Below are 21,865 nucleotides of genomic sequence, written 5' to 3' on the forward strand. Positions count from 1 at the left end.
TCTACCGTAACTGCTTGCCCTATACTGAACGACAACTACAGGTGCGAATTTATTGTGCATTACCGCGTAGTATTTGGAACCCTCTTTTCTGTCGCTTTATGCCGATGGCTCCAGCGACAACCGCGATAACGACACAGCTACCAACGATGGCATTGAGCAGTCCGCTTTCAGGAAGGTAGCCGTTCGCCATACCAAGTTCAAGACTCCCCCCTCCGAACACGGCTGCAAACGCGAACGCCATGTAGTCGAATTCGTGTGCTTGGGCGTAGTGTAGTACGAACGCGACTGTACCGGTGGCACTCAACAGCGCCGTGAGCGAAATCCAAATGAGAGCAGAATCTACCATTAATTTCATGACTGTCACTATCTTCTATTTATAAAGTCTTTTGGAGAGCGCGATATGCACGCCCTGTACTAAGCGGTAACTACGGATGCGAACTAAACAGTGTGTTGAATACACAGCGCAAGTTCGGCGCGAAATCCCTCGAGATAGAGGTAGTTCGGGTCGCTTCGTAACGGATGACGAATTCATTTCGTACGGACGATGAGTTTGGCGGGTCGGCATCGTTTATCTCAGCTATTCTGTATGAGGGTCGGGCCCCGGCTATATATTGTTGGCGCGAGTACCATCTACATGGCTCATGCCCCAGAACTCCCGGAAAAGTACGTTTGCATAGCCTGCCAGACGATGCACGCCGGCACGGTCTCCGTACGAACCGATAGCGGTCACCAGTACGAGGCACCTGCGAAGTGTGGCTGCTGCGGCGAAACGGAACTGATACCTGAAAAAGACTGGCCGCACTTCACGCAGTAACGATTCGATCCATTTCCTCATGACCTACATCAGATAGGCCGTTGGTCTTGCTGATAACGTTATCATCTGTACTTACCGTGAATTTCACGCTCAATTCTGAACAAAGAAGCCGTACTACAAACGACTGTTCGCCTTCATGTTACGCGCTACGCGGACGCCCTGGCAACGAACTCGGCAACGATTCTGTTTTCGGCCCGCTGAAGCAGCTTACTCATCGACGATTTGTTGATGTCAAACACTTCTGCCAATTCGGTGAGCGTGCAGCGTCGGGTCGCCTCGTAGTACCCACGTTCGACCGCTTCAGTAACCACCTGCCACTGGCGCTCCGTAAGCACCTCACTTGGGTTGTATGAGTGGGTTAGTGAGATGACCTCATACGGGATGCCGACTTCTGTTATTTCATCCAAATACTCCGATAACTGCTCTTGTGAAGCCGTTAACTGGGCCGAATACCACCCGTTTTGAAGGCTAACGGGATACTGTGGAACAGTCCCCGACGATATGAGTGCTCCGTATGACTCCGTCATCCGACTCGTGAACTGGAATACCGCCATTTGATCATCCGCATGGAGTAGTTCGCACGACTCGACCTCGGATTCTTCTTCGATTGTTCTCATAAGCCTCCCGTCATCCGATGTTCGTACTTCGACAATCCCGAGCAAGCCCTCATTGATTGGAATCGTCGCTGAGACGTTGAACAGTGTCTCCGGAAACTCTGTTGAGAGAGCAGCCAACCAATCCTCAACCTCCGCTGCGTCGATCTTTAGCTGTAGTTGGGCCATCTTGCTGAACTTGGATTGCGTAGTACTTAAACACGGAAACCGGTTTCCAGCCGAGACTACGACGATCGCCCGGCAAATACGCATACCGCGATGAAACCACACAAACCCGTGACGATACCGACCGAGAGGCGACAATGAGCGTTGAAACCACTGTTGACGGAACGACTGTACTCATAACGGGGGCATCGAGTGGAATCGGAGAAGTCGTCGCCAAACGATTCGCCGCTGATGGAGCAAACATTGTAATCTGCTCTCGTACCCAGAAAAATGTCGATCGCGTTGCCGAACAGATACGAGACGCAGGGGGAAATGCACTCGCTGTTGAGTGTGACGTGACCGATCGTGCGGCCGTTGAACGACTTATCACCGCCACAGTCGAAGAATTCGGTACCGTAGATACACTCATCAACAACGCGGGTACGAGGGCCATGTCCGACTTCGATACCATCTCGGAGGAGGAGTGGAAGACTGTCATTGATGTCAACCTCCATGGGACGTATCACTGTACGCAAGCTGCTGGCAAACATCTAAAGGAGGCCAGTGGAACCGTGATCAACTTCGGTCTTTCCAGCGCCGCAAATCAGCGCGGGACACCATCTCTAAGCCATTATAGCGCCGCGAAGGCTGCCGTGATCAATCTCACAACGACACTCGCATACGAGTGGGCAGACGACAATGTCAGAGTCAATTGTATCGCGCCAGGTTTCGTTGCGACTCCAGCTGTCGAAACCGGGTTCGGTATCTCCGCAGCGGAGATCGACCGTACTGAAGTTACGCGGTCCATCGCGCTTCCTGAAGAGATCGCCGATACCGCGGTATTTCTCGCAAGTCCTGCATCATCTCATATCGTTGGTGAGACAATCACTGTCGATGGCGTTCCTCGAATTGAGGAGACGCCTGAACTCTGATTACAGCTACCCGCAATTACTGGTAACACCCACCCCAAAGATTCTCCGACAAAATATCCTCGAGGAGAAATCTCAACGCTTGGGTTCCTCCGCCTGAAAGAGGAGGATGTTAATCGACGTGCTTTGATAAGAGAGAAAGAATGATGGAAATGCCATCAACACACCTGATTCGGACATCCCTATCAAAGTAAGAAAGTCACTCCTTCTCAGCGGGGGGTACCACGAACGTCGAGCGGGACGCGTTCCTGATACTCGAAGTAGTACTGCTCTTCGAGCATATTACCGACGCCGAACTCCAGCGTACTTTTGCCCCCGTCCATAGACGGTTTCTAGACGCACCTGTTTACTTCTAGAAGGCGACACTCAAAGCGGTCAGTCGTCGGTGACGGTAACTGGTTCCGGCTGCGGCTCACTGGGTTTGAGGTGGGCACGGATTGTCGGCGTGGCGAGGTAGCAGCCATACGCTAAGGCGAGGCCAACGACAAGATCCGTGAGCCAGTGGATGCCAAGATATAGCGTGGAGGCGAGGATGGTACCGGTGACCGCCCAACTGAGCCGTCTGTAGCCACTAGGTGCGTAGAGGGCTGCAGTCCCGGCGAGGCCAGCGTGCAAGCTCGGGAATGCCTTTTGGAGGGTGTCGACATTTTTCATGAATGTCTGAATCGGGCCAGTGGATTCATACAGTACCGGCTCAACGCCTTGCAGATAGTATCCGGTGACACCGACGGGCACGAAGTAGAAGAATGGCATGGACACAAGAAGGACAGCCGTGTACGTGGTGACGTAATCAAGTGCCCGGGTGCGGCCGTGGTGATATTTCAAGCTAATGTACGTAGCGAGAAGCAGTGTGGGGTACACAAGAAGATAGACGATGACAAACAGTGTAGTTAGAATAAGGTTTGGGTCAGGCTGGAGTACTGCAACGACATTTCCCTCAAGGGCATACATGTGGTCTGTGTGGAGCGGATACGGTGACTGTTCGGATGCCATGCCGACGATACTCGAAACGACTAGGACCATCGCAATGTAACAGACGTCGCGGAGGTCAAGTGGAGAGCGCATTAATCTGTGAGTTGAAAATCATTTTTTAAATACTTGTTGGTTATAGAATGGTTTTATATACCATACGTATCACTCCCGTATTGTGCGAGCGCAGTCTAGTTTAACACTACCTCGTACTGGTTACACTAATTGAACTCGGTGAACGAACCAGTGAATACCGCGTCGCTGAACAGAAATTTGTCACTTATCATTCAATCAACTTTGCATAGAGTGTTCGGTAGACACTCACCAAAAGCCAGCGGTCGTACCGACCACGATAGTCCTAAGCAGAAAGACTACTACTAGGACTAAGACTAGTACGGGTACCGACAATCACCCGAGTTAACGCCTGGCCCCGAGGATTCTGTAGCTAGCGGCTTAACACGCAGAAATTCGGATGCTTATGGTAATCACCAAATATATTTTCTACTATAATCTTATGAAAAATTAAAATACATTCATTTGCATCATACTAATTGTATCGGAGTGCGGTCTAAATAGAACCCATGACTGAAGAAAAATCGAACTCCATGACGAGGCGAACGGTATTGCGAAGTACCGCGGCTGCTGGCGTTGCGGGTGCGATCGGGACGAGCGCCATCGGGAGCGTCGCCGGCGAAGAAGTGGAAGACGAAACCGAGGTCAAAGAAGCAATCGAAGAGCACGCCGGCGAGATACTCAAGCAACTGGCCGAAGGCGGCGTGTTGTCTTCGGCATCCGCCGATGAACTGCCCACTGACGCAGTCACGACGGACTTCGATGATGAAGGCGTCGAACGAGTGGCCAACGACGGCGACAGTGCGTATATCGTTCGCAAAGAAACCGACGATGGGTTGCTTGCCCTATTCGTAGACACCGACGGGACCGAATCCATCGCGGCGTTTAGAAATGACGCCGAGTCGGATATCTCTCGAGATGGAGGCCACATCGATACCTTCAGCGAACCCGGCAGCAGGGACGTAGAGCCCCAGAGCTGTGAACAAACGGATGCCTGCCCCGGACAACCAGGTGTCCCCGGGTACGGGTTCTATGCCGGTGGATACATGCTCTTCTGTTGCTGAACAGCCGGAAGACGATTGGCGAAGGGGGACCGAGGCCGGTGTGCGGAATCCACAGTTGATGACCGTCGGTCTCCCGATCTGTTTTTTGTGTGCGTTCCGCCGGTCCCTTCGAAGCCAAGGTCGTTTACAAAGATCCCGAACCTTCTGGCTGTATCACCAGGAGAGAGTTGCTAGTGCTGTCTGTTCGATGGACTGGGGACGTGAGAGAGCGCGAGCAGGAACGCGACCGCCGAAACGAGCAGCAGCGCCAACCCGAAAACCGACGAGACGGTGATCGGAATCCGGGCTGCGACGATCGCCGTTCCGATCCCGACGAATCCAACGAGCGCGCTCGTTGCCGCCCCGACCAGTTCGACCGATGCCGTATTGGCAGCCGTTCCGACCTCGTTACCGAGTCCGATCGCGCGCTCCGAGACATCCCACGTCAGGACGACCAACGTCACCGCGGTCGCCGACCGCCAGACCGTCGGCTCGGCGATGACGGCGTTCGCGAGCACGCCGGCGAGTACCAGCGATAACCCGGTTAGGACGGCCGTCCGTGCCGCCGTCCCGGACAGGAAATAGACGCCGATCGCCAGCGCGACGAGCCCGACGCCACACGAGAGGAACGCGATCAGTAGCACGGTCGGCAACCCGAACGCCAGCGCGGCGACGAACGTCGACATCGCAACGGCGAGCCCTGCGACCGATAGACTCCGACCGACGAACTGGCGGCCTCGTCGACTGGCCACGACACCGATCGAAAGGAGGACGAGACCGATCGTCTCGAGGGCCAATGGCGCGGTCTGTAGCGATCCCGCGGATCCGACAACACACGCGCTGATGCCCATGGCGAGCGCGAGGACACCGCTAAGGGTCGGCGGTTGCTGGCTCGCCAGGCGATCTGGAAGGCTCTGGCCGTTCATTTCCGCACCCCGCGTTGTATCGCCGTCTCGAGAGGTGTTTCGGGGTCCCAGTCGACGACGGTCACGTCCGACCGGCGGAGCGCGTCAATCCGATTCTGGCGCTCGAGTCGAGCTATCGATCGGCCGACCGAGTCCGTCGCGGTCACGTCCGGTGAGAGAACAGTGATTCGCCGGCCCGCTCCTCGTAGCGTTCGCGCGGTTTCGACCGACTCTCCATCGAGTAACGGAGAAACGTAGACGAGGTCCGTGCCGCGATCGAGCCGTGACCGGAGGATCGTGGCGTGTCCATCCTCGTCCTCGTTTTCGTCCCTTCGACGTACTCCTTCAGGTGGTGTGAGCGGGAGTGCTTCGGAATCAGCGAGCGTTCGCCGGATGGTCGCCGCGTGGTGGTCGCCGGACTGTGGTGCGAGCCAGGTTACGTCGGAGCCGAGGATTCCGAGGCCGATCCGTCCGTTCGTCTCCGCGACGGCCTCGAGCAGTTCGCACACAATAGTCCGTTCGTAAAACACGGCGTGGGGTTTGTCCCGACCGGCGGACCGATAGCAACAGGCCCGTGCGTCGAGGCAGAGAGCTACTTCCCGGAGCCGGTCCTCGTGGAAGGTGACGGTCGTCAGTTCTCGCTCTCGAGCGTAGCGGTTCCAATCGATACGCCCCGGTGGGTCGCCGGGGCGATAGGCGCGAATCCGCGAGAATTCGATCCCGCTTTCGCCCAGGATCGTGTTCGAGCCCCCCGTGTGTCGCGGCGATCGGGAGAACGGAAGGGTCCGTATGGGGGAGCGACAGGAGAGCTCCGTCGTCTCCGGAGCGGTGGTCTCGACGACGCTGCTGGCACTCGCGTTCCTGCAAACGACCGAGGCCGACTCGAAGCGGTGGACGCCGTGCGTTGGGACGACTGTGTAGGAGAAGGACGTTTCCCGACGAGGGCCGAGCACCGTCGCGTGCCGGGCCGATCCCGCTACGACCGGAAGCATCGGTGCGACGCCGTCCGTGATTCTGACGTCGAAGGACGTTCGATCGCTCGGATTCCGAACCGTGACCGTGACGTCGACTTCTTGGCCGTGGTCGGGATCGGTCTCGCTGAGCGAGCGTTCGATCTCGATCGCTGGATTGGGTGTCGAAGTCGCGTGCGAGTAGCCCGCCAGGACGAGGGGCGGGATCGCACTCAGTAGCAGTATCGGCTCTTCGAACAGGACGCCGGTCGCGCTCGTAAGCATCGCGGCGGCAAGCGCGACGTTCCACCGCGTTGCGGATCGAGACTTCATCGTCGATCACTGCTCTTCTCGCTTCGGGTCAGGATCGCCCTCGCCGTCCGCCGAGCACCGTGGTGAAAGCGGAGCCGGATTCGGACTCGCTGGAGACGCGACAGCTCCGAGTCGGGGCAGAGAAACGCCGCGGCAATCGAATCGTCCGTCCACGTGCCCCGATCGATCCGTTCCCGGGCGACGGCCGCCGAGCAGCCGTCCGTTCGGACGATGGACCTCATCGCCGCCCGTTGAAACTGATTTCGGATACGCTGGCGTTGGGCCGATGAAGGCGGTAGCGACCACCAGCGGCGATCGAGTATCCGTTCGAGCTCGTGACCGGGAGGCGACTTCGACGCAACCCGCTCGGGCCGCTTCGTCGTTTCACCGCTCGTTTCTCCCGCGAGGAATTCGAATGAAGCGACAAAGGAAGCCAGCACGAACGCAACGGTGAAGAAAGCGACTAGGAGCGCGTCGTCGGCCCACGGCCACCCGGCCGCCTCTTCGAGTGCCGGACTTACCAGAACGACGAGTCCAGTGACGAGCGAGAGTACACCTGCCACTAATAGCACCAGACGAGCACTCGTCGTCACTTTCGTCATTCTATATCATCTTCGAGCTGATCCAAGGCGCGGTTTGCTCGTCGGCGATGCTCGGGTGTTTCGGCGTTTTCTCCGTACTGTACGTCTCGAAAGGTACTCGTCAGGTCGTCCACGGCATCGGCGTCGAGTCCGTCGTCGATAGCCTCCTCGGCCCACTCCATCGGCGTTCTGGCGGTCGGACGTTCCAGGTCGACACTCGCCGTCATTTTGGCCCACGCTTCGGCGACGCCGGGGTCGGGTTCGGCGGGCGGCCAGGTTTCGCTCGTCGACGGTCGAGAAGTCGACCCCTCCGACTGGGGCTGATCGAGTAGGTGGGAAAGGACCGCTCCCGTCGGCGAGTACGCGAACCGACGGCTGGCAAGGTAGAAGGCCCCAATGACGAAACCAACTACAAGAAGGGGAACGACGAACGGGAGTAGCCCGCCCGAAACGCCGGACGCGCCACCGAGACCGATCTGCTCGAGTTCAACGCCGAAAACGAATTCGACGAATGCGGACACGAATAGCAACATAATAGCCATGAACGAGAGTCCGCTTGCGCCGGCGTCGGTGTTGACCGACACATCGTATGGTGACGAAATCGCTGTCGAGTCGAGTACGGGGGCGGCAGTCGCAAGAACGAGGATCGCAAAGAGGGTGGTGATAAGCGGAAGAAGCCGAGCCCGACGCATTACTCCAACTTCTTGTTATATGGATAAAAATCTATTGTATGTGTTTACAGTAGTGTTCAGATAAGGTAACCGGCATTGCAGCCTCAGGCGTTCTGTTCTCTGGGTGCAGTAGTGTTACTACTACACAACCAGAAATCCGCAGGGACTCAGAAACTACGTGCGAGATGCAGAGAGAGGGTCCAGCGCAAGCCATTCGTATGGATATAACTGCTCCGGGTTCCAACACTGTTCAGATGGCCGATAAGGATCTGATAGACGTGACCGAACCTGAAGCCGATGGCGCCTCTCCACCCCAAACACCGGAGGGGTATACCGATCCGTATCGGTTCGAGTATCCTAAACTGCTGCTCTTCGTGAGTGCGTCGGTGCTTATGATCGGCTCCGTCATCGTCTATGGCTGGCTATTGCTCCAATTGCAGGGACCGGAGATTCTGCCCGTGGTGTTCGAAACCGGTGCCGAGGAAGAGATCACGATCATTTTCACTCCCGGCGAGACGGCAGGCCCCTTTCTATTCGGGTTCTTGACCGTCGCAATCGTTCACGAGTTGCTCCACGGCGTGGTCTACCAGCGGTACGGGTACGAGGTGAGTTATGGCGTTTACTGGAGGATGGGGGCGGTGTACGCGGTGGTGTTCCACCAGTTTCAGTCCCGGAAGGACAACCTCCGAGTGGGGATTGCACCGCTGGTTGTCATCACAGGTATCTGTCTCCCGTTACTCGCCGTCCCTCATCCGGTAATCGCCACGACAGCGTTTTTTGTTCTTACGCTGAACACTGCAGGGGCAGTAGGAGATATCTATGCGCTCTGGCGACTCTATCGGATGCCATCTGGAACGCTATTATACGATGCTACTATCCAACATATGTACGTGTTCGAACCAGAATGATGGCTACGGCGATGAAATCCGAGTCCTTTTGCACCGCTTCCCAACCGACGAAGCCGCGGTCAACACAGAGACTGCAGTCATCTACTTCCGGGCCTGTGCTCGTCGCAACTGATAAAGGGACACCTGAGTATGTTCAACAGAACAATGGCGTCCAGCACTGATTCCTCGACGGCGGTCGACGACGAGGTCTGCCAGCTGTACGAGCGGTATCAGGCGGCCGAGAGCGACGCCGAGCGTCGAGAAATCGCTCTCGAGATGGGGAAGCTTGACGGACGACGCCACTCGGAGATCTACGCAGCACTCGAGAACGAGTGAGCACTCCCTGTTTTGGGAACCGTGTGCGGAGGTTCGTGACTGGCGACCGGACACTCGTTGACCGAGGTTTCCCGTCAGTTGAGTTCATTTGGCCTCAAGGTCGCGAGCGTCAAGTTCACCGTCGAGATACTGCTTCCCGTCACGGGTGATGTCGTAGACGCCGTTCTCGAGGTGGACGAGCAGCCCATAGGTAACGAGTTTCTTGCACCGCTGGTTAATATGCTGCCGAGAGAAGCGAACGCAGCCACTATCTGCCATTTCCTTCGGCGTATCAGGGCCGCGTTCGGAGAGATGCTCAAGGATCCTGTCATCGGCGCGTGACATCCAGTCATCGTCGAAACGAATATTCAACGCTGATTGCGTCACGGTTATTGTAGCCGCGCTAGGTCAACTAGAGAAGCTAGTAAACGACTCTATCAGTTCTGTCTCGTGGATTCTTGTATGTCACCTATTTCCACATCGTCCAATCGGTAATCAAACGCTCGAAGTGTATAACCGCGCTCCCGACGTGTCGACCCGCCAGAGAGTCATGAGTCTGTTCGTGCTCGCCGTAGTCACGTATCTCTCGTTCATCGCGGTCGGGTATCCACTCGTTGGCGTCGCTGCGTACCTCGTTTGCTGTCTCGCCGGTCTTGCCTACCACGGCTCGCGCGACCGACCGTTGTTCGACGAACGTGATCAGACGCTCAGAGGCACCGCCTCTCGCCGGACCCTCGATATCATCGGCACTGTTGCCGTGATTGCCTCTCCCGCAGGCTTCGTCTACTACACAGTGATTGCCCCGAGCGCTAGTACGCCGTCGTGGTTGTCCTGGCTCGGCATCTCCCTCTTCTTGCTCTACGTGTTCTACGGCGTCGTCCGGCTGTACACTCGCTACGAACGATGAAGACGGCACTCCGGACGTATCGGGAGGAAGCCGGATTGAGCCAGGGTGCCCTCGCCGATCGCGTCGGTGTCACCCGCCAAACGATCAACGCCATCGAACGCGACCGCTACGATCCGTCCCTCGAATTGGCGTTCAAACTCGCTCGCTACTTCGAGACTCGCATCGAGGACCTCTTTGACCCCGAGCTGGACGAAGCGTGAAAATACAAAAGACCACACACAAAACCGGCCGGTTGCACGCACTCAGAAATCGATCCGCGTTTTTGGGCATCGGGGTAGGGAGTGGCGGTCGGGGACGTTCACGACGACCTCCACGCGCTTGCCGACGAGAACGTGGTCCGGTTCGAGCGCGAAGGGCGGCGTATGCGCCCGATCGTTCCGTACGATCACGTCGAGATCGAGGTCTCGCTGCCACCAGAGGTCGGCTAGGTAGATTTGTCATGCATAGTCTTGTGCGAAATTTAGACCATGAATTGATTTCATACCCATCATGCATGAGAAAGGCACCTGCCCGACTTCAGTTTCCGTGTACGTGCGTGAAACTGAGAGGCGGATCCACGGAGTTAAAACGTATCAAACGAGGTGATCACGTCACCTGTCGAGTACGTATCGACCAAATCCTGTTCATTGAAGTCAGAATCGTCGCTCCAGATGGCCCCATCGCTGGCAATCGCACACGCGAGGTACAGCACGTCGTCGGGGTCGGTGTCTCCGATTGCTTCGTCTGCCCTCTCGATAGCCGGATAAAAGTCGTCCGCAGGAACGACCTCAATGTACTGGAACAGGAGCTCGATGAATTGTGTCACTCGATCTGGTTCCATTCCCGACTTTTCCACGATCAGATCTTCGTAGTTCTCGACTTCGTCGTGGACAAACGCAGGCGTCAAGAGATCTGGTTCGAGTGTAACGATGAGCTCCCGCGTCTTCGAATCAGCGATGAGTGCAGAGATGACGACGTTGGCGTCGATGACCAGCTTCATTCGTCGCGTTTACGCCGACTCTTCTTCGACGCGCTTGCGTCCACGTTCGTTGATTCTATCGGCGATTTCCTGAACGTCGCGCTCGGTGAGTTCGCTCTCACTGGTGAGTTCGTCCATCATTTCGAGCGCCTCGATCTTCTCCTGGATGGCCTGTCGCGTGACCTCGCTCCAGTTGATTTCTGGGTGTTTTTCCATTTGCGCTTTGAGGTCGTTATCCACGTTGACCGTGATACTGGGCATACAGGAACCTATGGGCACACAGAATACTGTGTCTTTCGGTATGTCCAATGTTGAACGCTTCGAGTTCACCGCACTAGATGGACGGTAGAGTTCGAGTCGAGAGGGTTACAAAGTTCCAAACTCCACTGGCTCAACACCGAAATCGAGGTCTTCTGAATATCGCCACGTCTCTGGGAGTGCGATAATAATTCACCAGTATAGTTGGCCTGAATGTGGATGAGAGTTAGCAGTGTGTACGTTTGACAAGAATGTATTTACCGTCAGGTAACTATTATATTAATATGAATAGACGGCAATTCCTTTGAATCTCTGTTTGCAGTGTAGTTGTTTCGACAGCAGGCTGCCAGAATCTGGTTTCTAACGAGACAAAATATGCGACAATGCAACGACTTGTTTTACATAATACCCCTGGTGGTGATCCCGTGACTACAGAGCTTAAAATTGAACGGACTGATACTGACGAAGTAGTTCATGAGGACTCATACGATCTTGATGAAGGATTTGACGAGATTGTTGTTGAGTGTGTTTGGCCAGACGAACAGCGATCAAGAATATCGGTATAGCTGCCACGGCAGCTACTCTCTTTGGCCACTCCGCTACGGCATCAGATAGCGATGTTGAGCCAATGTCTGATCGATTACCATATAATCATACGCATAGTGTGTTCAGAAAAACAGTAGATGCTCATGGTCTCAGTGGCCTTGACTTCGGTGAATCTACAGCTGTTGGAATTAGATGGCTAGGCTCCTACTCTACACATAACAGTGTGACACACCAGTTTGTGGGGTCTTGTTTGGATGTTCTTTCTCGAAAACCAGACAATTACTCTGACTGGGAGCTACTACCGCAAATCTCTGAATATAAATTAGAGATGGTAGATGATTCACCAATCAATAGCTCGCTTTGGACGCCTAGCCAGAATGATCGCCGATCGGTCGCTGCAGTTCAAAATGCTGCCGATTCAGCAACTTGCCAGGATGGACACGAGGAGATGCGCCGCTCGGCCGCGAACGCGCTTCCGACGCGGTTAGCAGCGAAACTCTGGAAGGCTCGAGTCGACGACAGCGTCGGTGACGATCCCTGGAAAACCGGCTGCAAAGACGTCGCCGAGTACGTCAAAGCGAGCGACCTGAAACACTGGATCCGGCGGCAGGAAACCGGCATCAGCGAGACGTACGCGAAGAAGCTGGTCTCGCGGACGATCGATGCCGCGCTGGACCTGTCGAAGAATCGACTGGCTGTTCGCAAACGAACGGAGCGAAAGAATGGCCTCGAGTACACCGAACGCCGCCTCGTGTTGCCTGCTAATGCTGCAATTCCCGGTGAAAGTAGCTCACGGACCGAGCAAAACGGAGAACCGAAGACAGGTGGCGTCCACGGGTAGGCCTGTCTCCGACACTCGAATCCCCCTCGAGAGAGGTTCCCCTCTTCAGGGGTGATCCAGTTACGACCCGATTGCGGATGATAGCATGGGTTCGGTAGCCGATGGTCTCGTCTCTCGAGCGGTCTTCGGCGGGTACAATGAGACAGAAGCCGAAGGGGAAGCCGGAGACAACAGTTGTCTCTGGAGTCCAGAACCTTCCGTAGTTCACACCACTCTCCAATGGGGTCCGTTTCGACAGTTTCATCCAGTTCTAAAGGAAACAGCGAGAGTTCCACGGGTCAGGTGACCCGTGGGTGAATCGCGTACGCTTGCCTAATGTTCAGTCTCCTCGATGTACCGACGAACCACGTCCTCGGAAACAGCACCAGTCGTCCCAACGTAGTATCCATCCTTCCACAACCCACTTCTCCAGAAATACCGCTGTTTGATTTCTGGATGGTGTTTCAGAATCGTTCGGCCCGAGTAGCCCTTGAACTGCTTGGCAATCTCGGCAGGACTCCATTTCGGGTCAGCCTCCACGAACAAGTGAACGTGGTCAGTAGCAATCTCCATCGACACAATCTCGTGACCGAACCGCTCAGCAGTTCCTTGGAACAACTCCGCAAGTTCGTCTCGAACTAACTCCAACATCCCGTGTCGATACTTCGGACACCACACGAAATGATACTTACACAAACTAATCGAATGTGTATGACTCCTGTATTCTCCCATCCTAATCCCTACTTTTATTATCATTTGATTCGATAGTCAAGGTATGGGTATCGAAGAAGTCACGAAGACCGCACGCACCCGGCTCTGCAGAGAGTCTGGTGAGCGGTCGTGGCTCAAAGATGCCCGTTACACCGCACGAGACATCGCCAACGACACACTCCGACTCAAACGACAAGGCTACAACCGCACCGAGATTCAGAACGAAGTTGACCGCGATGACTTCCTTCGGAACAATAAGTGTGCAGTCGTCGGGAAAGCCCTGCAAGCGTGGGACTCCTACAAAGAACTCCTCAATTGGTGGTACGACCAAGACGACACCAACGTCGGGAAACCGTCGCCACCAACCACGGACAAGAAAGGAGCCTACCCGCTCGTTATGGCGCACACCGAAGGTTATCGACTCACCTACAACGATGAGGCCGACCGCATTCAGTTCCGTGTGAGTCCGAAGCCGTACAAGAAGGTGAAAGGACACCTTCGAGGACGACCGGAAGACCTCAACCTCATCGAGTCAGCCTTGACCGAAGATGAATGGTCGTTGGGACAGGCCGAACTTCTGTACCGAGATGGCGTGTACTACCTACACGTCACGGTCAAAACAGAAGTCGAAGTGCCTGAACCCGAAGACGCTGATACATTCGTCGGTGTGGACATTAACGAGCGCAACATCGCTCTCACCGCCCTTAATCGTGAGACGATGGACACGCTCGGAACACTCGTGCTTGACTACGGCTTGGTGAAAGCCGAACGCCAACGCTACCACACCATCACCAAACGCTGTCAAGAACACGGCCAACACTCCATCCACCACCAACTCGGGGAGAAAGAAGAACGCTACACTGAGTGGACTCTTCACAGACTGTCCCGAGTTGTGGTGGAGTTCGCCCAAAAATTCCCTAACCCAGTCATCGTGTTCGAGGACTTGAGTGGGATTCGAGACGCCATCAAGTACGGCACGTACATGAACCGTCGTCTACATAAACTGCCGTTCCACAAGTTCGAGCAACAAGTTCGATACAAAGCAACGTGGAATCAGATATCGTGTGAGACGGTTGAGTCGCCGTACAACTCGAAGTCGTGTTCGTGCTGTGGACACCGTGGCTACCGCCAAGGCCGGCGGTTCCGGTGTACGAACGAGTCGTGCGAGGTTCAGCAAGACCACGCTGACCGAAACGCGAGCGTGAATGTGGCGTGGCGAGCGTGGGCAAAACACGCTGGCGTAGACGTTGAATCGGTTAATTACCGGACTCGCAAAACCCAACCGTTTGTTCGGAAGGTGAGCCTGTCTGGGTCGGGGCACTCTGTAAACTGCCCATCCTCATCCCGCGAAATCGCTTCGTGTGGAGTGCTTACGACGTAGGCTGAGGGAAGTAGAAAAGCCACGGGTCACCCGACCCGTGGTCGTTTACTCTGAAATAAGTGCCCACACCAATCTACCCGGTGAACTTTGTGGTCGTTTCGCTACAACTGCTATCGTGGATAAACCTCGTCATCAGATAGTATACCGTATTTTATTTCATCACTCTCGGAATGTTTATATCTCTTTGCTCAATAATTCCAATATGTACGATTTGACTGCGTTCCAGCGCGATGTTCTGTATACGATCGCCGGCCAGGACGAACCCCACGGACTGGCGATCAAGGACGAACTCGACAACTATTACGAGCGAAATATCAACCACGGCCATCTGTACCCCAACCTCGACGAAGTCGTCGACAAAGGCCTCGTCGAAAAAGGCGAACTCGATCAGCGGACAAATTACTACACGATCACCGCCCGCGGCGAGCGCGAACTCGAGGCCCGACGCGAGTGGGAAGACGAACACGTCGGCGAGTTACTCGAAGAATCTGAGTAGAGGACCTCGTTTGGGTGCCTCGAGAGGAACGACGAGTTTGGCTGTCACTTGATGAGGTCCGACAGGCTCCCACTTCGATTTTGCTCGAATACGTACGATCATTTTCGACCGGATGACCGACTCCGTTTACTCCCCGTCGCCACCCTCGTCGCCGTCACCCTCGTCGTCGCGCTCGCTCGGCCACGTCACGCCGCCGAGGAAGGGTACGCCGGTCTTCTGGGCCGCCCGGGAGATCATGTGGGCTCCGGTCGGCACCGTCAGGAACAGAAAGAGAATTCCCACGAGCGAGGTCAGGCCCGCGCCACCGGGCCCGAAGTGGACGAAGCCGGCGAGGAAGGTCGCGGCCGTTCCGAGCGTCGTCGGCTTGCTCGTGGCGTGCATCCGGTTGTAGACGTTTGGGAACCGGAGAAGCCCGATCGTGCCGGTCAGGAGGAAGAACGTACCGACGACGACGAGCGCGATGACGGTCAGGTGCTGGATCGCTTCGAGTGAGACCATCGTCACTCGTCACCTCCGGATCGAGCCGCACGACTCATCGTGGTGCCGTACCGGCGTTCGTCGACAATGTCGGTGTGTTGTCGTTCGTCGTTCATGGGTACGATCAGCGCGTGATGATGTCGCCCTCGGTGACGTACTTCGCCACCGTGACCGTCGAGAGGAAGCCGATGATCGCCAGCACGAGGCTGACGGTCACGAACAGGCCCCGGTCGGTTTTGAGCGCGAACAGCACCGCGATCGCGACGACGTTCGTCGCGATGGCGTCGAGCGCGACGACGCGGTCCGGAATCGTCGGCCCCCGGACGACCCGGTAGGTACAGAGCAGACAGAGCGCGGCGACGACGATCAGTGCCGCGTCGATCGTCGTCGCGGCCAGGGCCGCCTCATCGACCATCGTTCTCACCACCGGTTTGGCCGTTGGAGTCCACGTCAGTATCGGATTCGTCTCTCGAGCCCACGTCAGTTTCGGATTCTCTATCGGCCTCCGGGTCAGCCGCTGCTTCGTCATCGGGCCCTACGTCGGTCGACTCTCCGGTCGACTGGGCTGCGTCGAGGTGGTCGGTGGCCCGCTTCGGTTCCGGCGGGTAGTCGGGCGGATGGACCGTGATCTCCGGCGGTGGGTCCTCGGGCGAGCGCTCCTCGTCGAAGATGCGGAGCGCGTAGTCCTCCCACGTTCGGATCGGTTCGACGATCGCCTCGGGGTCCCGTCCGTCGATGACGTGGACGTAGAGCGCGTTCTCGTCGGTGTCGTGGTCGAGCGTGATCGTCCCCGGCGTGACCGTGATACTGTTCGCGATGGTCGTGATCCCGAACGAGGTCTGAACGCGCAACGGGACGAAGATGACCTGCGGATCGATCGGCGTCCCCGGAGCGAACACGCGATAGGCCACGTCGACGTTGGCGACGAGGATTTCCTTGAAGAACACGAGGACGTACCGGATCACGTACGGGATTGCGGTGATCGGCTGTGTGATCTCGACTTCCTCCTCGTAGAGGCGTCGGAAGAGGTAGGCGACCGGGAGGCCGACCGCGACGCCGACGACGAAGTTCGCGAGCAACGACCGCGGGGTCAGCGACGCGCCTCGAACGAATACCCACAGCGCGCCGAACAGGAGACCGGCGACGAGCCAGCGGCGGACCTTCATCCGTTCTCACCCCCCTCGAGGCCGACGACGTCGACGTAGGCCTCGGTGTCGAGCGCGGCGGTCGCGGCCGCGTCGGCGAACCGGTAGACGGGGTCGAAGCCGACGCCGACGAGGATCACGAGCACTGCGAGGCTCGCAACCAACAGCACCTGTGGGGTGTCGAGTATCGCACCCTCGACCGCGGCCGTCTGGGTGCCCCAGAAACTCCCGACCCAGATCCGCGTGGCGTAGACGATGGTCAGGACCGCACCCGCCAGCAGGACGAGCAGGACGACCGCCGCACCCGCCGTCGGATCGGCCGCGAGCCGCGATACAGCGGCCTCGAAGGCGAAAAACTTGCCGAAGAAGCCGGACAGCGGCGGGATTCCGACCAGCGAGAGGCTGCCGACGAAGACGGATCCGCCGAGCACCGGTGAATGTGCTGCAAGACCGCCCAGTTCCGCCAGTCGCGTCGTTCCCGTTCCGTTCTGAATCGCGCCCGCGGAGAGAAAGAGCATGCTCTTGGTCAGCGCGTGGTGGAGCGCGTAGATCAGCCCAGCGAGGATTCCGAGGCGCTGGAGGGAAGCCGAAGTCGCCATCCCGGCGATCCCGATCGGCACCGCGATGAAGCCTACCTGGCCGATACTGGAGTACGCCAGCAGCCCGTCGATCGTCTCCCGACCAATCGCGCCGAGTCCACCCACGATGATGCTAAGCGAGCCGAGAACCAGGAGGATCGGCCCGAAGTAGGTCAACAGCGAGGCGTCGGCCACTCCCGGAACGGCGATCGGCACCGTCGCCCCGGCGAAGACGGTGAAGTAGAGCCGGACGATGGCGTATATGCCGACCTTCTTGGTCGCGCCGGCGAGCATCGCCGCGATCGGAGCCGGGGCCGCACGGTACGCCGACGGCACCCAAAACTGGAACGGAACCAGTCCGGCCTTCAACGCGAACGGTGCGAAGACGAACATCGAGAGGCCGACGACGGGCGCCGCGTCGACGTCGGCGGCCGGGTCGGCCACCGTCTGGGCCATGTCGGCCATGTTGAGCGTCCCCAGCGTGGCGTACAGGCCGCCGATTCCGAGCAGCATGAGCACGCTCCCGATGAGGTTCATCACCACGTAGCGCATCCCCGCGGCGGTGTGTTCGGCGTCGCCGTAGAACGCGACGAAGGCGTAACTGGCCATCAACATCACTTCGAACCAGACGAAGAGGTTGAAGAGGTCGCCGGTGAGGAAGGCACCGGTCACGCCCAGCAACAGGACGTGGACAAGCGGGTGGTAGTAGACCCGTTGGTTCAGCGGATCGACGTAGAAGACGGAGAAGACGATGGAGTAGAGGGCGACGACGGCGACGATTGCGAGCATGAACGCCGCGAGGCCGTCGGCGACGAGCGTGATCCCGAACGGCGCGCCCCAGCCGCCCACCTGGTAGGCCGCGGCTCCCGGCGCGTCCGGACCGAGGACGACCAGCCAGTCGAGCGCGGCGACGACGACCACGTACGCGAGGACGCCGCCGACGCTCGCGATTCGCTGGAAGCGGGGCCACTGGCCCGTGGCGAGGGTGACCGCGATGCTCACGAGCGCGACTAGCATCGGCGCGATGACGATGGTCTCCACCATGTTAGCTCCACTCCGTGACGTCCATGGTCTCGTTCTCCTGGTAGGTGCGATACGACAGCACGAGCGCGAACGCGGTCATCCCGAAGTTGATGACGATCGCCGTCAGCACCAGTGCCTGGACCAGCGGGTCCGCGGTCTCCGGAAACGGGGCCTCGTGGGTGACCAGTACGGGAATCAGGTCGTGGGTCCCTGCCTGAATCCCGCCCATCGAGATCAGGTAGATGTTCGCCGCCTGTGAGATGACCGCGAGCCCCCAGACGACCTCGATCACGTCCTCTCGGAGGAGCAAGAACGTACCCAGCGCGAACAGCGCACCGACGGTGACTGCGATCGCGAGACTCATTCGTCACCCACCACCGAGAGGATCGTCAGCAGGCCCCCGACGACGACACAGTAGACGCCGACGTCGAAGACGAGCGCCGAGGCCAGTTCCACGTCGCCGAACAACGGGAGTTCGACGTAGACGAACGTCTGAGAGAGGAACGGCTCGCCGAACAGCAGGCCCGCAATGCCGCTGGCGATCGCGAGGACGAGGCCGAACGTGAACAGCTGGCGGTAGGCCACGACGGTCCGGTGTTCGAAAATGCCGGTGTAGGGATCGATATCCCGTTCGAGGATGCCGATCTCGAGGTAGTCGAGGCCGTAGGCCACGTACACCAGCGCGAAGGCGACGACGGTCAGCACCCCGGCGATGAAGCCGCCGCCGGGAAGGTTGTGGCCCTGGATCAGCAGTTCGATGGCGACGACGAGGATGATCGGGACCACCACGCGGGCGGTCGTCCGCATGACGATCGTGGTCATCGGCCATCACCCCGGACGTCCCGGTCGTCACGCTGATCGGGTCCCTCGCGGTCTTCGCCGCGGCGGTCGCCGTCGGGTCGCTGCTCCTCGCCGTGGCTCCGCATCCGGATCAACACCAGGACCGAGAGCGCAGCGAGTACGACCACGACCAGTTCGCCGAGCGTGTCGAACGCGCGAAAGTCCGTCAGGATCACGTTGACGACGTTGGTCCCACCGCCGCCCTCGACCGCGTGGTCGACGTAGTAGCGAGCTGTCTCGCTGAGCGGCGTCTCCGATGCGGGCGCGGCGACGAGTACGGACAGGAACGCCGTCGCGCCGACGAAGATGGAAAAGGCGGCGTCCCTAACGGCGACGCTCACCTCGATCTCGCTGTAGAAGGCGGGCACCTCCTCGATAACGAGGAGGAAGATGAGCAGGATCAGCGTCTCGACGACGAGTTGCGTTAGCGCCAGATCCGGCGCGCTCGCGAGGATGTAGAAAATGGCGACCATGAATCCGAGGATTCCGAGGGTCAACACCCCCGTGACGTGTGATTCGGCCGTCGTGATCCTGAACGCTGCGACGACGGCGACGCCGAGCACCAGCGCCATCGCGGCCGGCGCTCCCGGACCGCTCACCGCAGGCACCGGAACCGAGGCGGCGACGAAGCCGACCAGCGTGAGCACACACGTCGCGCCGAGCGCCCACTGGGCGTAGGTCCGGATCAGTCCGTTGTGGACGTATCGCCCGAAGCGCTCGCTCACGCTCTCGATTCCCGTCAGCGATCGCGCGTAAAGCGCGCTGGGATGGAGCGCGCTGCCCGCGGCGACGAGCGCTTCGACGCCGCGTCGAACGCGGTCACCGAACGGGAACGCGGTGACACCGACGCCGACCGTAACGATCGACATGGCGACGGGGCCGGTGAGTTCTGTGGGGATCGCCGCGTGGACCTCGATCGGTTCGACGGCCGTCACCGCCGCGGCGTTCTGGACGGTCAGATCGATCGCGAGCTGGGGCGAAACGCTGACCACGGCCGCGACGCCGACCAGCACGGCCGGCGGGACGAGCAGGGCCACGGACGGCCGGGGGACGTCGGTGACGGTCGACGGGCGTTCGCCGAAGAATATCGCGAGGAATCGAAGCGAGTAGATGACGGTGAAAATGCTCGCGAGGAGGGCGATGGCTGGATACAGCCACGCGAGCCCGCCACCGTCGATCGCGGTCGTCCACGCCGCCTCGAACAGCAGTTCCTTCGAGTAGAAGCCGTTGAACGGGGGGATTCCCGCCATGCTCAGCGCCGCGACGACGGTGAGAAGAGCGGTCAGAGGTAGGTCGCGCCGGAGGCCGCCCAGTTCGTCGAGTCGTCGCGTGCCGACCTGGTGGACGACGATGCCGGCGACGAGGAACAGCGCTGCCTTGAACAGCGCGTGGTTCAGCAGGTGGAAGACGCCCGCCTCGGGGCCGTAGTGAGAGATGAATCCGAAGCCGGCGACCATCAATCCGAGGTGGCTCGCGGTGGAGTACGCCAGAAGTTCCTTGATGTCCATCGCGCGCACCGCGAGCATCGCACCGACCAGCATCGTCACCAGTCCAACGGTCGCGAACACGAGCATCCACGCCTCGCCGAGGAACAGCTGGCGGAGGCGACCGATCGCGTAGACACCGACTTTCACCATCGTCGCCGAGTGGAGGAACGCGGAGACGGGCGTCGGGGCGACCATCGCGTTTGGTAGCCAGAAGTGCAGCGGGACCTGTGCCGACTTCGCGCCAGCGGCGACGGCGATCAGGAGGAGGGCGGGTACGAACAGCCCTCGCTCTTCGAGCGCGGCGCGGATCGCCTCGTCGTTCTCGAGGATCGTCGCGAGGTCGAACGTTTGCGACCCGAGAACCGCTTCGCTCGCGACTGAGAGCATCAGCAGGCCGGCGAGCAAACAGAGGCCGCCGCCGACGGTCACGAGCATCGCCATTCGGGCGGCGTACCGGGAGCCGCTCTCGTCGGTGTGGTAGCCGATGAGGACGAACGAGGCGACGCTCGTCAGTTCCCAGAACAGGAAGAGTACCACGATGTCCGCGGCGAACGCGACGCCGAGAATCGATCCCATGAACGCCAGTAACGCAGCGTAAAAGCGCGGGAGGTTCGACTCGCCGTGCATGTAACTGGCCGAGTACAGAAAGATCAGCGCGCCGATGCCGCTGGCCAACAGCGCGAACAGCAACGACCAGCCGTCGACGGTGAACCTGGCGGCGACGCCCATCGACGGGATCCACGGGGCTGCGTCGGTCCACTGAGCCCCGAGTTGCGAGGCGATGAGGCCGAAGGAGACGACGGCGACTGCGGCGCCGACGTAGGCGACGGCCTCACCGAGGAGCCGGTAGAACAGCGGAACGAGGGCAGCGGCGAGAAACGGGGCCCCGATCGCGGTGAGGATGACCCAGAGTTGCGGTTCCATCCGATACCCCTCGTTGGGCCACGGCCAACTTAAAAACACGGAACGCGGGTGTAACGGCAACGGACCACCGAATTCGATTCACGTGCGCTCGTAACGGGAGCGATCGGA

Annotated in this window: 28 protein-coding genes and 1 pseudogene; 11 read left to right on the forward strand and 18 right to left on the reverse strand. The window is 58.7% G+C overall.

Going from position 1 to position 21,865, the window contains the following annotated elements:
* Window positions 1–49 precede the first annotated feature (49 nt).
* Window positions 50–346: a hypothetical protein gene (locus HALLA_RS19440; protein ID WP_049955224.1), complete on the reverse strand. Its 297-nt coding sequence runs from the start codon at window positions 344–346 to the stop codon at window positions 50–52.
* A gap of 614 nt (window positions 347–960) precedes the next feature.
* Window positions 961–1,596 carry a helix-turn-helix domain-containing protein gene (locus HALLA_RS19445; protein ID WP_049955225.1) on the reverse strand — a complete coding sequence of 212 codons (636 nt, stop codon included), beginning with the start codon at window positions 1,594–1,596 and terminating at the stop codon, window positions 961–963.
* Window positions 1,597–1,730: 134 nt separating this feature from the next.
* Here HALLA_RS19445 and HALLA_RS19450 point away from each other — a divergent pair, with 134 nt between their 5' ends.
* Window positions 1,731–2,504, forward strand: coding sequence for an SDR family NAD(P)-dependent oxidoreductase (locus tag HALLA_RS19450; RefSeq protein ID WP_049955166.1), 774 nt, complete (start codon window positions 1,731–1,733; stop codon window positions 2,502–2,504).
* A gap of 372 nt (window positions 2,505–2,876) precedes the next feature.
* Here the strand turns inward: HALLA_RS19450 and HALLA_RS19455 are convergent, their stop codons facing one another.
* Entirely contained in the window at window positions 2,877–3,566 is a 690-nt protein-coding gene (locus HALLA_RS19455; protein ID WP_049955167.1) for a phosphatase PAP2 family protein, read from the reverse strand.
* 485 nt (window positions 3,567–4,051) lie between these two features.
* On the opposite strand from HALLA_RS19455, the gene HALLA_RS19460 reads away from it, so the two are divergent.
* A complete protein-coding gene (locus HALLA_RS19460; RefSeq protein WP_049955168.1) occupies window positions 4,052–4,606 on the forward strand; it encodes a hypothetical protein in 555 nt (184 codons plus the stop codon).
* Between the two features lie 170 nt (window positions 4,607–4,776).
* Here the strand turns inward: HALLA_RS19460 and HALLA_RS19465 are convergent, their stop codons facing one another.
* From HALLA_RS19465 to HALLA_RS19480, 4 genes are read right to left on the reverse strand one after another with little or no spacing between them, the layout of a single operon-like run.
* Window positions 4,777–5,511: a DUF7519 family protein gene (locus HALLA_RS19465; protein ID WP_049955169.1), complete on the reverse strand. Its 735-nt coding sequence runs from the start codon at window positions 5,509–5,511 to the stop codon at window positions 4,777–4,779.
* Complete coding sequence (locus tag HALLA_RS19470) at window positions 5,508–6,773, reverse strand: DUF58 domain-containing protein (RefSeq protein ID WP_049955170.1); 1,266 nt, start codon at window positions 6,771–6,773, stop codon at window positions 5,508–5,510. Before HALLA_RS19470 ends, HALLA_RS19465 begins: the two co-directional genes overlap by 4 nt.
* Window positions 6,770–7,315 (reverse strand): DUF7269 family protein, encoded by a 546-nt coding sequence (locus HALLA_RS19475; RefSeq protein ID WP_242406260.1) that lies wholly within the window; start codon window positions 7,313–7,315, stop codon window positions 6,770–6,772. Before HALLA_RS19475 ends, HALLA_RS19470 begins: the two co-directional genes overlap by 4 nt.
* Before the next feature lie 35 nt (window positions 7,316–7,350).
* Entirely contained in the window at window positions 7,351–8,025 is a 675-nt protein-coding gene (locus tag HALLA_RS19480) for a DUF4129 domain-containing protein (RefSeq protein ID WP_049955172.1), read from the reverse strand.
* Window positions 8,026–8,258: 233 nt separating this feature from the next.
* On the opposite strand from HALLA_RS19480, the gene HALLA_RS19485 reads away from it, so the two are divergent.
* A complete protein-coding gene (locus HALLA_RS19485) occupies window positions 8,259–8,912 on the forward strand; it encodes a DUF3267 domain-containing protein (RefSeq protein ID WP_169732169.1) in 654 nt (217 codons plus the stop codon).
* Window positions 8,913–9,041: 129 nt separating this feature from the next.
* Window positions 9,042–9,227: a hypothetical protein gene (locus HALLA_RS20840; protein ID WP_157231458.1), complete on the forward strand. Its 186-nt coding sequence runs from the start codon at window positions 9,042–9,044 to the stop codon at window positions 9,225–9,227.
* A gap of 84 nt (window positions 9,228–9,311) precedes the next feature.
* Here HALLA_RS20840 and HALLA_RS21555 read toward each other — a convergent pair whose 3' ends face one another.
* Window positions 9,312–9,572, reverse strand: a complete 261-nt coding sequence (locus HALLA_RS21555; RefSeq protein ID WP_049955227.1) for a PhiH1 repressor — start codon at window positions 9,570–9,572, stop codon at window positions 9,312–9,314.
* 184 nt (window positions 9,573–9,756) lie between these two features.
* Here HALLA_RS21555 and HALLA_RS19495 point away from each other — a divergent pair, with 184 nt between their 5' ends.
* The 3 genes from HALLA_RS19495 (at window position 9,757) to HALLA_RS20845 (ending at window position 10,541) form a co-directional block, all read left to right on the forward strand.
* Window positions 9,757–10,113, forward strand: coding sequence for a hypothetical protein (locus HALLA_RS19495; RefSeq protein WP_049955173.1), 357 nt, complete (start codon window positions 9,757–9,759; stop codon window positions 10,111–10,113).
* Window positions 10,110–10,313, forward strand: a complete 204-nt coding sequence (locus HALLA_RS19500) for a helix-turn-helix transcriptional regulator (RefSeq protein WP_049955174.1) — start codon at window positions 10,110–10,112, stop codon at window positions 10,311–10,313. The genes HALLA_RS19495 and HALLA_RS19500 overlap by 4 nt, the downstream gene beginning before the upstream one ends.
* Window positions 10,314–10,394: 81 nt before the next feature.
* Window positions 10,395–10,541: an HVO_A0114 family putative DNA-binding protein gene (locus HALLA_RS20845; RefSeq protein ID WP_157231460.1), complete on the forward strand. Its 147-nt coding sequence runs from the start codon at window positions 10,395–10,397 to the stop codon at window positions 10,539–10,541.
* A gap of 134 nt (window positions 10,542–10,675) precedes the next feature.
* Here the strand turns inward: HALLA_RS20845 and HALLA_RS19505 are convergent, their stop codons facing one another.
* Together HALLA_RS19505 and HALLA_RS19510 are read right to left on the reverse strand one after the other, a co-directional pair.
* Complete coding sequence (locus HALLA_RS19505; protein WP_049955175.1) at window positions 10,676–11,092, reverse strand: PIN domain-containing protein; 417 nt, start codon at window positions 11,090–11,092, stop codon at window positions 10,676–10,678.
* Window positions 11,093–11,101: 9 nt separating this feature from the next.
* Window positions 11,102–11,332, reverse strand: coding sequence for a hypothetical protein (locus HALLA_RS19510; protein ID WP_049955176.1), 231 nt, complete (start codon window positions 11,330–11,332; stop codon window positions 11,102–11,104).
* Window positions 11,333–11,754: 422 nt separating this feature from the next.
* Here HALLA_RS19510 and HALLA_RS20850 point away from each other — a divergent pair, with 422 nt between their 5' ends.
* Both HALLA_RS20850 and HALLA_RS19515 read left to right on the forward strand, forming a co-directional pair.
* A complete protein-coding gene (locus HALLA_RS20850) occupies window positions 11,755–11,895 on the forward strand; it encodes a hypothetical protein (RefSeq protein WP_157231462.1) in 141 nt (46 codons plus the stop codon).
* A gap of 387 nt (window positions 11,896–12,282) precedes the next feature.
* Window positions 12,283–12,716 (forward strand): annotated as a pseudogene (locus HALLA_RS19515) (hypothetical protein); the annotation flags it as partial.
* 312 nt (window positions 12,717–13,028) lie between these two features.
* Here the strand turns inward: HALLA_RS19515 and tnpA are convergent.
* Complete coding sequence (gene tnpA, locus HALLA_RS19520; RefSeq protein ID WP_049955228.1) at window positions 13,029–13,427, reverse strand: IS200/IS605-like element ISHall1 family transposase; 399 nt, start codon at window positions 13,425–13,427, stop codon at window positions 13,029–13,031.
* A 43-nt stretch (window positions 13,428–13,470) separates the two neighbouring features.
* Here tnpA and HALLA_RS19525 point away from each other — a divergent pair, with 43 nt between their 5' ends.
* Together HALLA_RS19525 and HALLA_RS19530 are read left to right on the forward strand one after the other, a co-directional pair.
* Window positions 13,471–14,787 carry an RNA-guided endonuclease InsQ/TnpB family protein gene (locus tag HALLA_RS19525; protein ID WP_049955177.1) on the forward strand — a complete coding sequence of 439 codons (1,317 nt, stop codon included), beginning with the start codon at window positions 13,471–13,473 and terminating at the stop codon, window positions 14,785–14,787.
* 202 nt (window positions 14,788–14,989) lie between these two features.
* Window positions 14,990–15,283 carry a PadR family transcriptional regulator gene (locus HALLA_RS19530; RefSeq protein WP_049955178.1) on the forward strand — a complete coding sequence of 98 codons (294 nt, stop codon included), beginning with the start codon at window positions 14,990–14,992 and terminating at the stop codon, window positions 15,281–15,283.
* A 126-nt stretch (window positions 15,284–15,409) separates the two neighbouring features.
* Here HALLA_RS19530 and mnhG read toward each other — a convergent pair whose 3' ends face one another.
* The 7 genes from mnhG to mbhE all read right to left on the reverse strand — a co-directional run bounded on the left by mnhG (window position 15,410) and on the right by mbhE (window position 21,757).
* The gene (gene mnhG / locus HALLA_RS19535) at window positions 15,410–15,781 is read right to left on the reverse strand and encodes a monovalent cation/H(+) antiporter subunit G (RefSeq protein WP_049955179.1); all 372 of its coding nucleotides are present in this window, start codon (window positions 15,779–15,781) and stop codon (window positions 15,410–15,412) included.
* Window positions 15,782–15,884: 103 nt separating this feature from the next.
* Complete coding sequence (locus HALLA_RS19540; protein ID WP_049955180.1) at window positions 15,885–16,175, reverse strand: monovalent cation/H+ antiporter complex subunit F; 291 nt, start codon at window positions 16,173–16,175, stop codon at window positions 15,885–15,887.
* The gene (locus HALLA_RS19545) at window positions 16,165–16,926 is read right to left on the reverse strand and encodes a Na+/H+ antiporter subunit E (protein WP_084569152.1); all 762 of its coding nucleotides are present in this window, start codon (window positions 16,924–16,926) and stop codon (window positions 16,165–16,167) included. Before HALLA_RS19545 ends, HALLA_RS19540 begins: the two co-directional genes overlap by 11 nt.
* The gene (locus HALLA_RS19550; protein WP_049955181.1) at window positions 16,923–18,527 is read right to left on the reverse strand and encodes a complex I subunit 5 family protein; all 1,605 of its coding nucleotides are present in this window, start codon (window positions 18,525–18,527) and stop codon (window positions 16,923–16,925) included. Before HALLA_RS19550 ends, HALLA_RS19545 begins: the two co-directional genes overlap by 4 nt.
* A 1-nt stretch (window position 18,528) precedes the next feature.
* Window positions 18,529–18,870: a sodium:proton antiporter gene (locus HALLA_RS19555; protein ID WP_049955182.1), complete on the reverse strand. Its 342-nt coding sequence runs from the start codon at window positions 18,868–18,870 to the stop codon at window positions 18,529–18,531.
* The gene (locus tag HALLA_RS19560) at window positions 18,867–19,328 is read right to left on the reverse strand and encodes an MnhB domain-containing protein (protein ID WP_049955183.1); all 462 of its coding nucleotides are present in this window, start codon (window positions 19,326–19,328) and stop codon (window positions 18,867–18,869) included. Before HALLA_RS19560 ends, HALLA_RS19555 begins: the two co-directional genes overlap by 4 nt.
* Window positions 19,325–21,757, reverse strand: a complete 2,433-nt coding sequence (gene mbhE, locus HALLA_RS19565) for a hydrogen gas-evolving membrane-bound hydrogenase subunit E (RefSeq protein ID WP_049955184.1) — start codon at window positions 21,755–21,757, stop codon at window positions 19,325–19,327. The genes HALLA_RS19560 and mbhE overlap by 4 nt, the downstream gene beginning before the upstream one ends.
* Window positions 21,758–21,865: the final 108 nt, after the last annotated feature.

The sequence above is a fragment of the Halostagnicola larsenii XH-48 genome (genome assembly GCF_000517625.1).
Taxonomy (GTDB): domain Archaea; phylum Halobacteriota; class Halobacteria; order Halobacteriales; family Natrialbaceae; genus Halostagnicola; species Halostagnicola larsenii.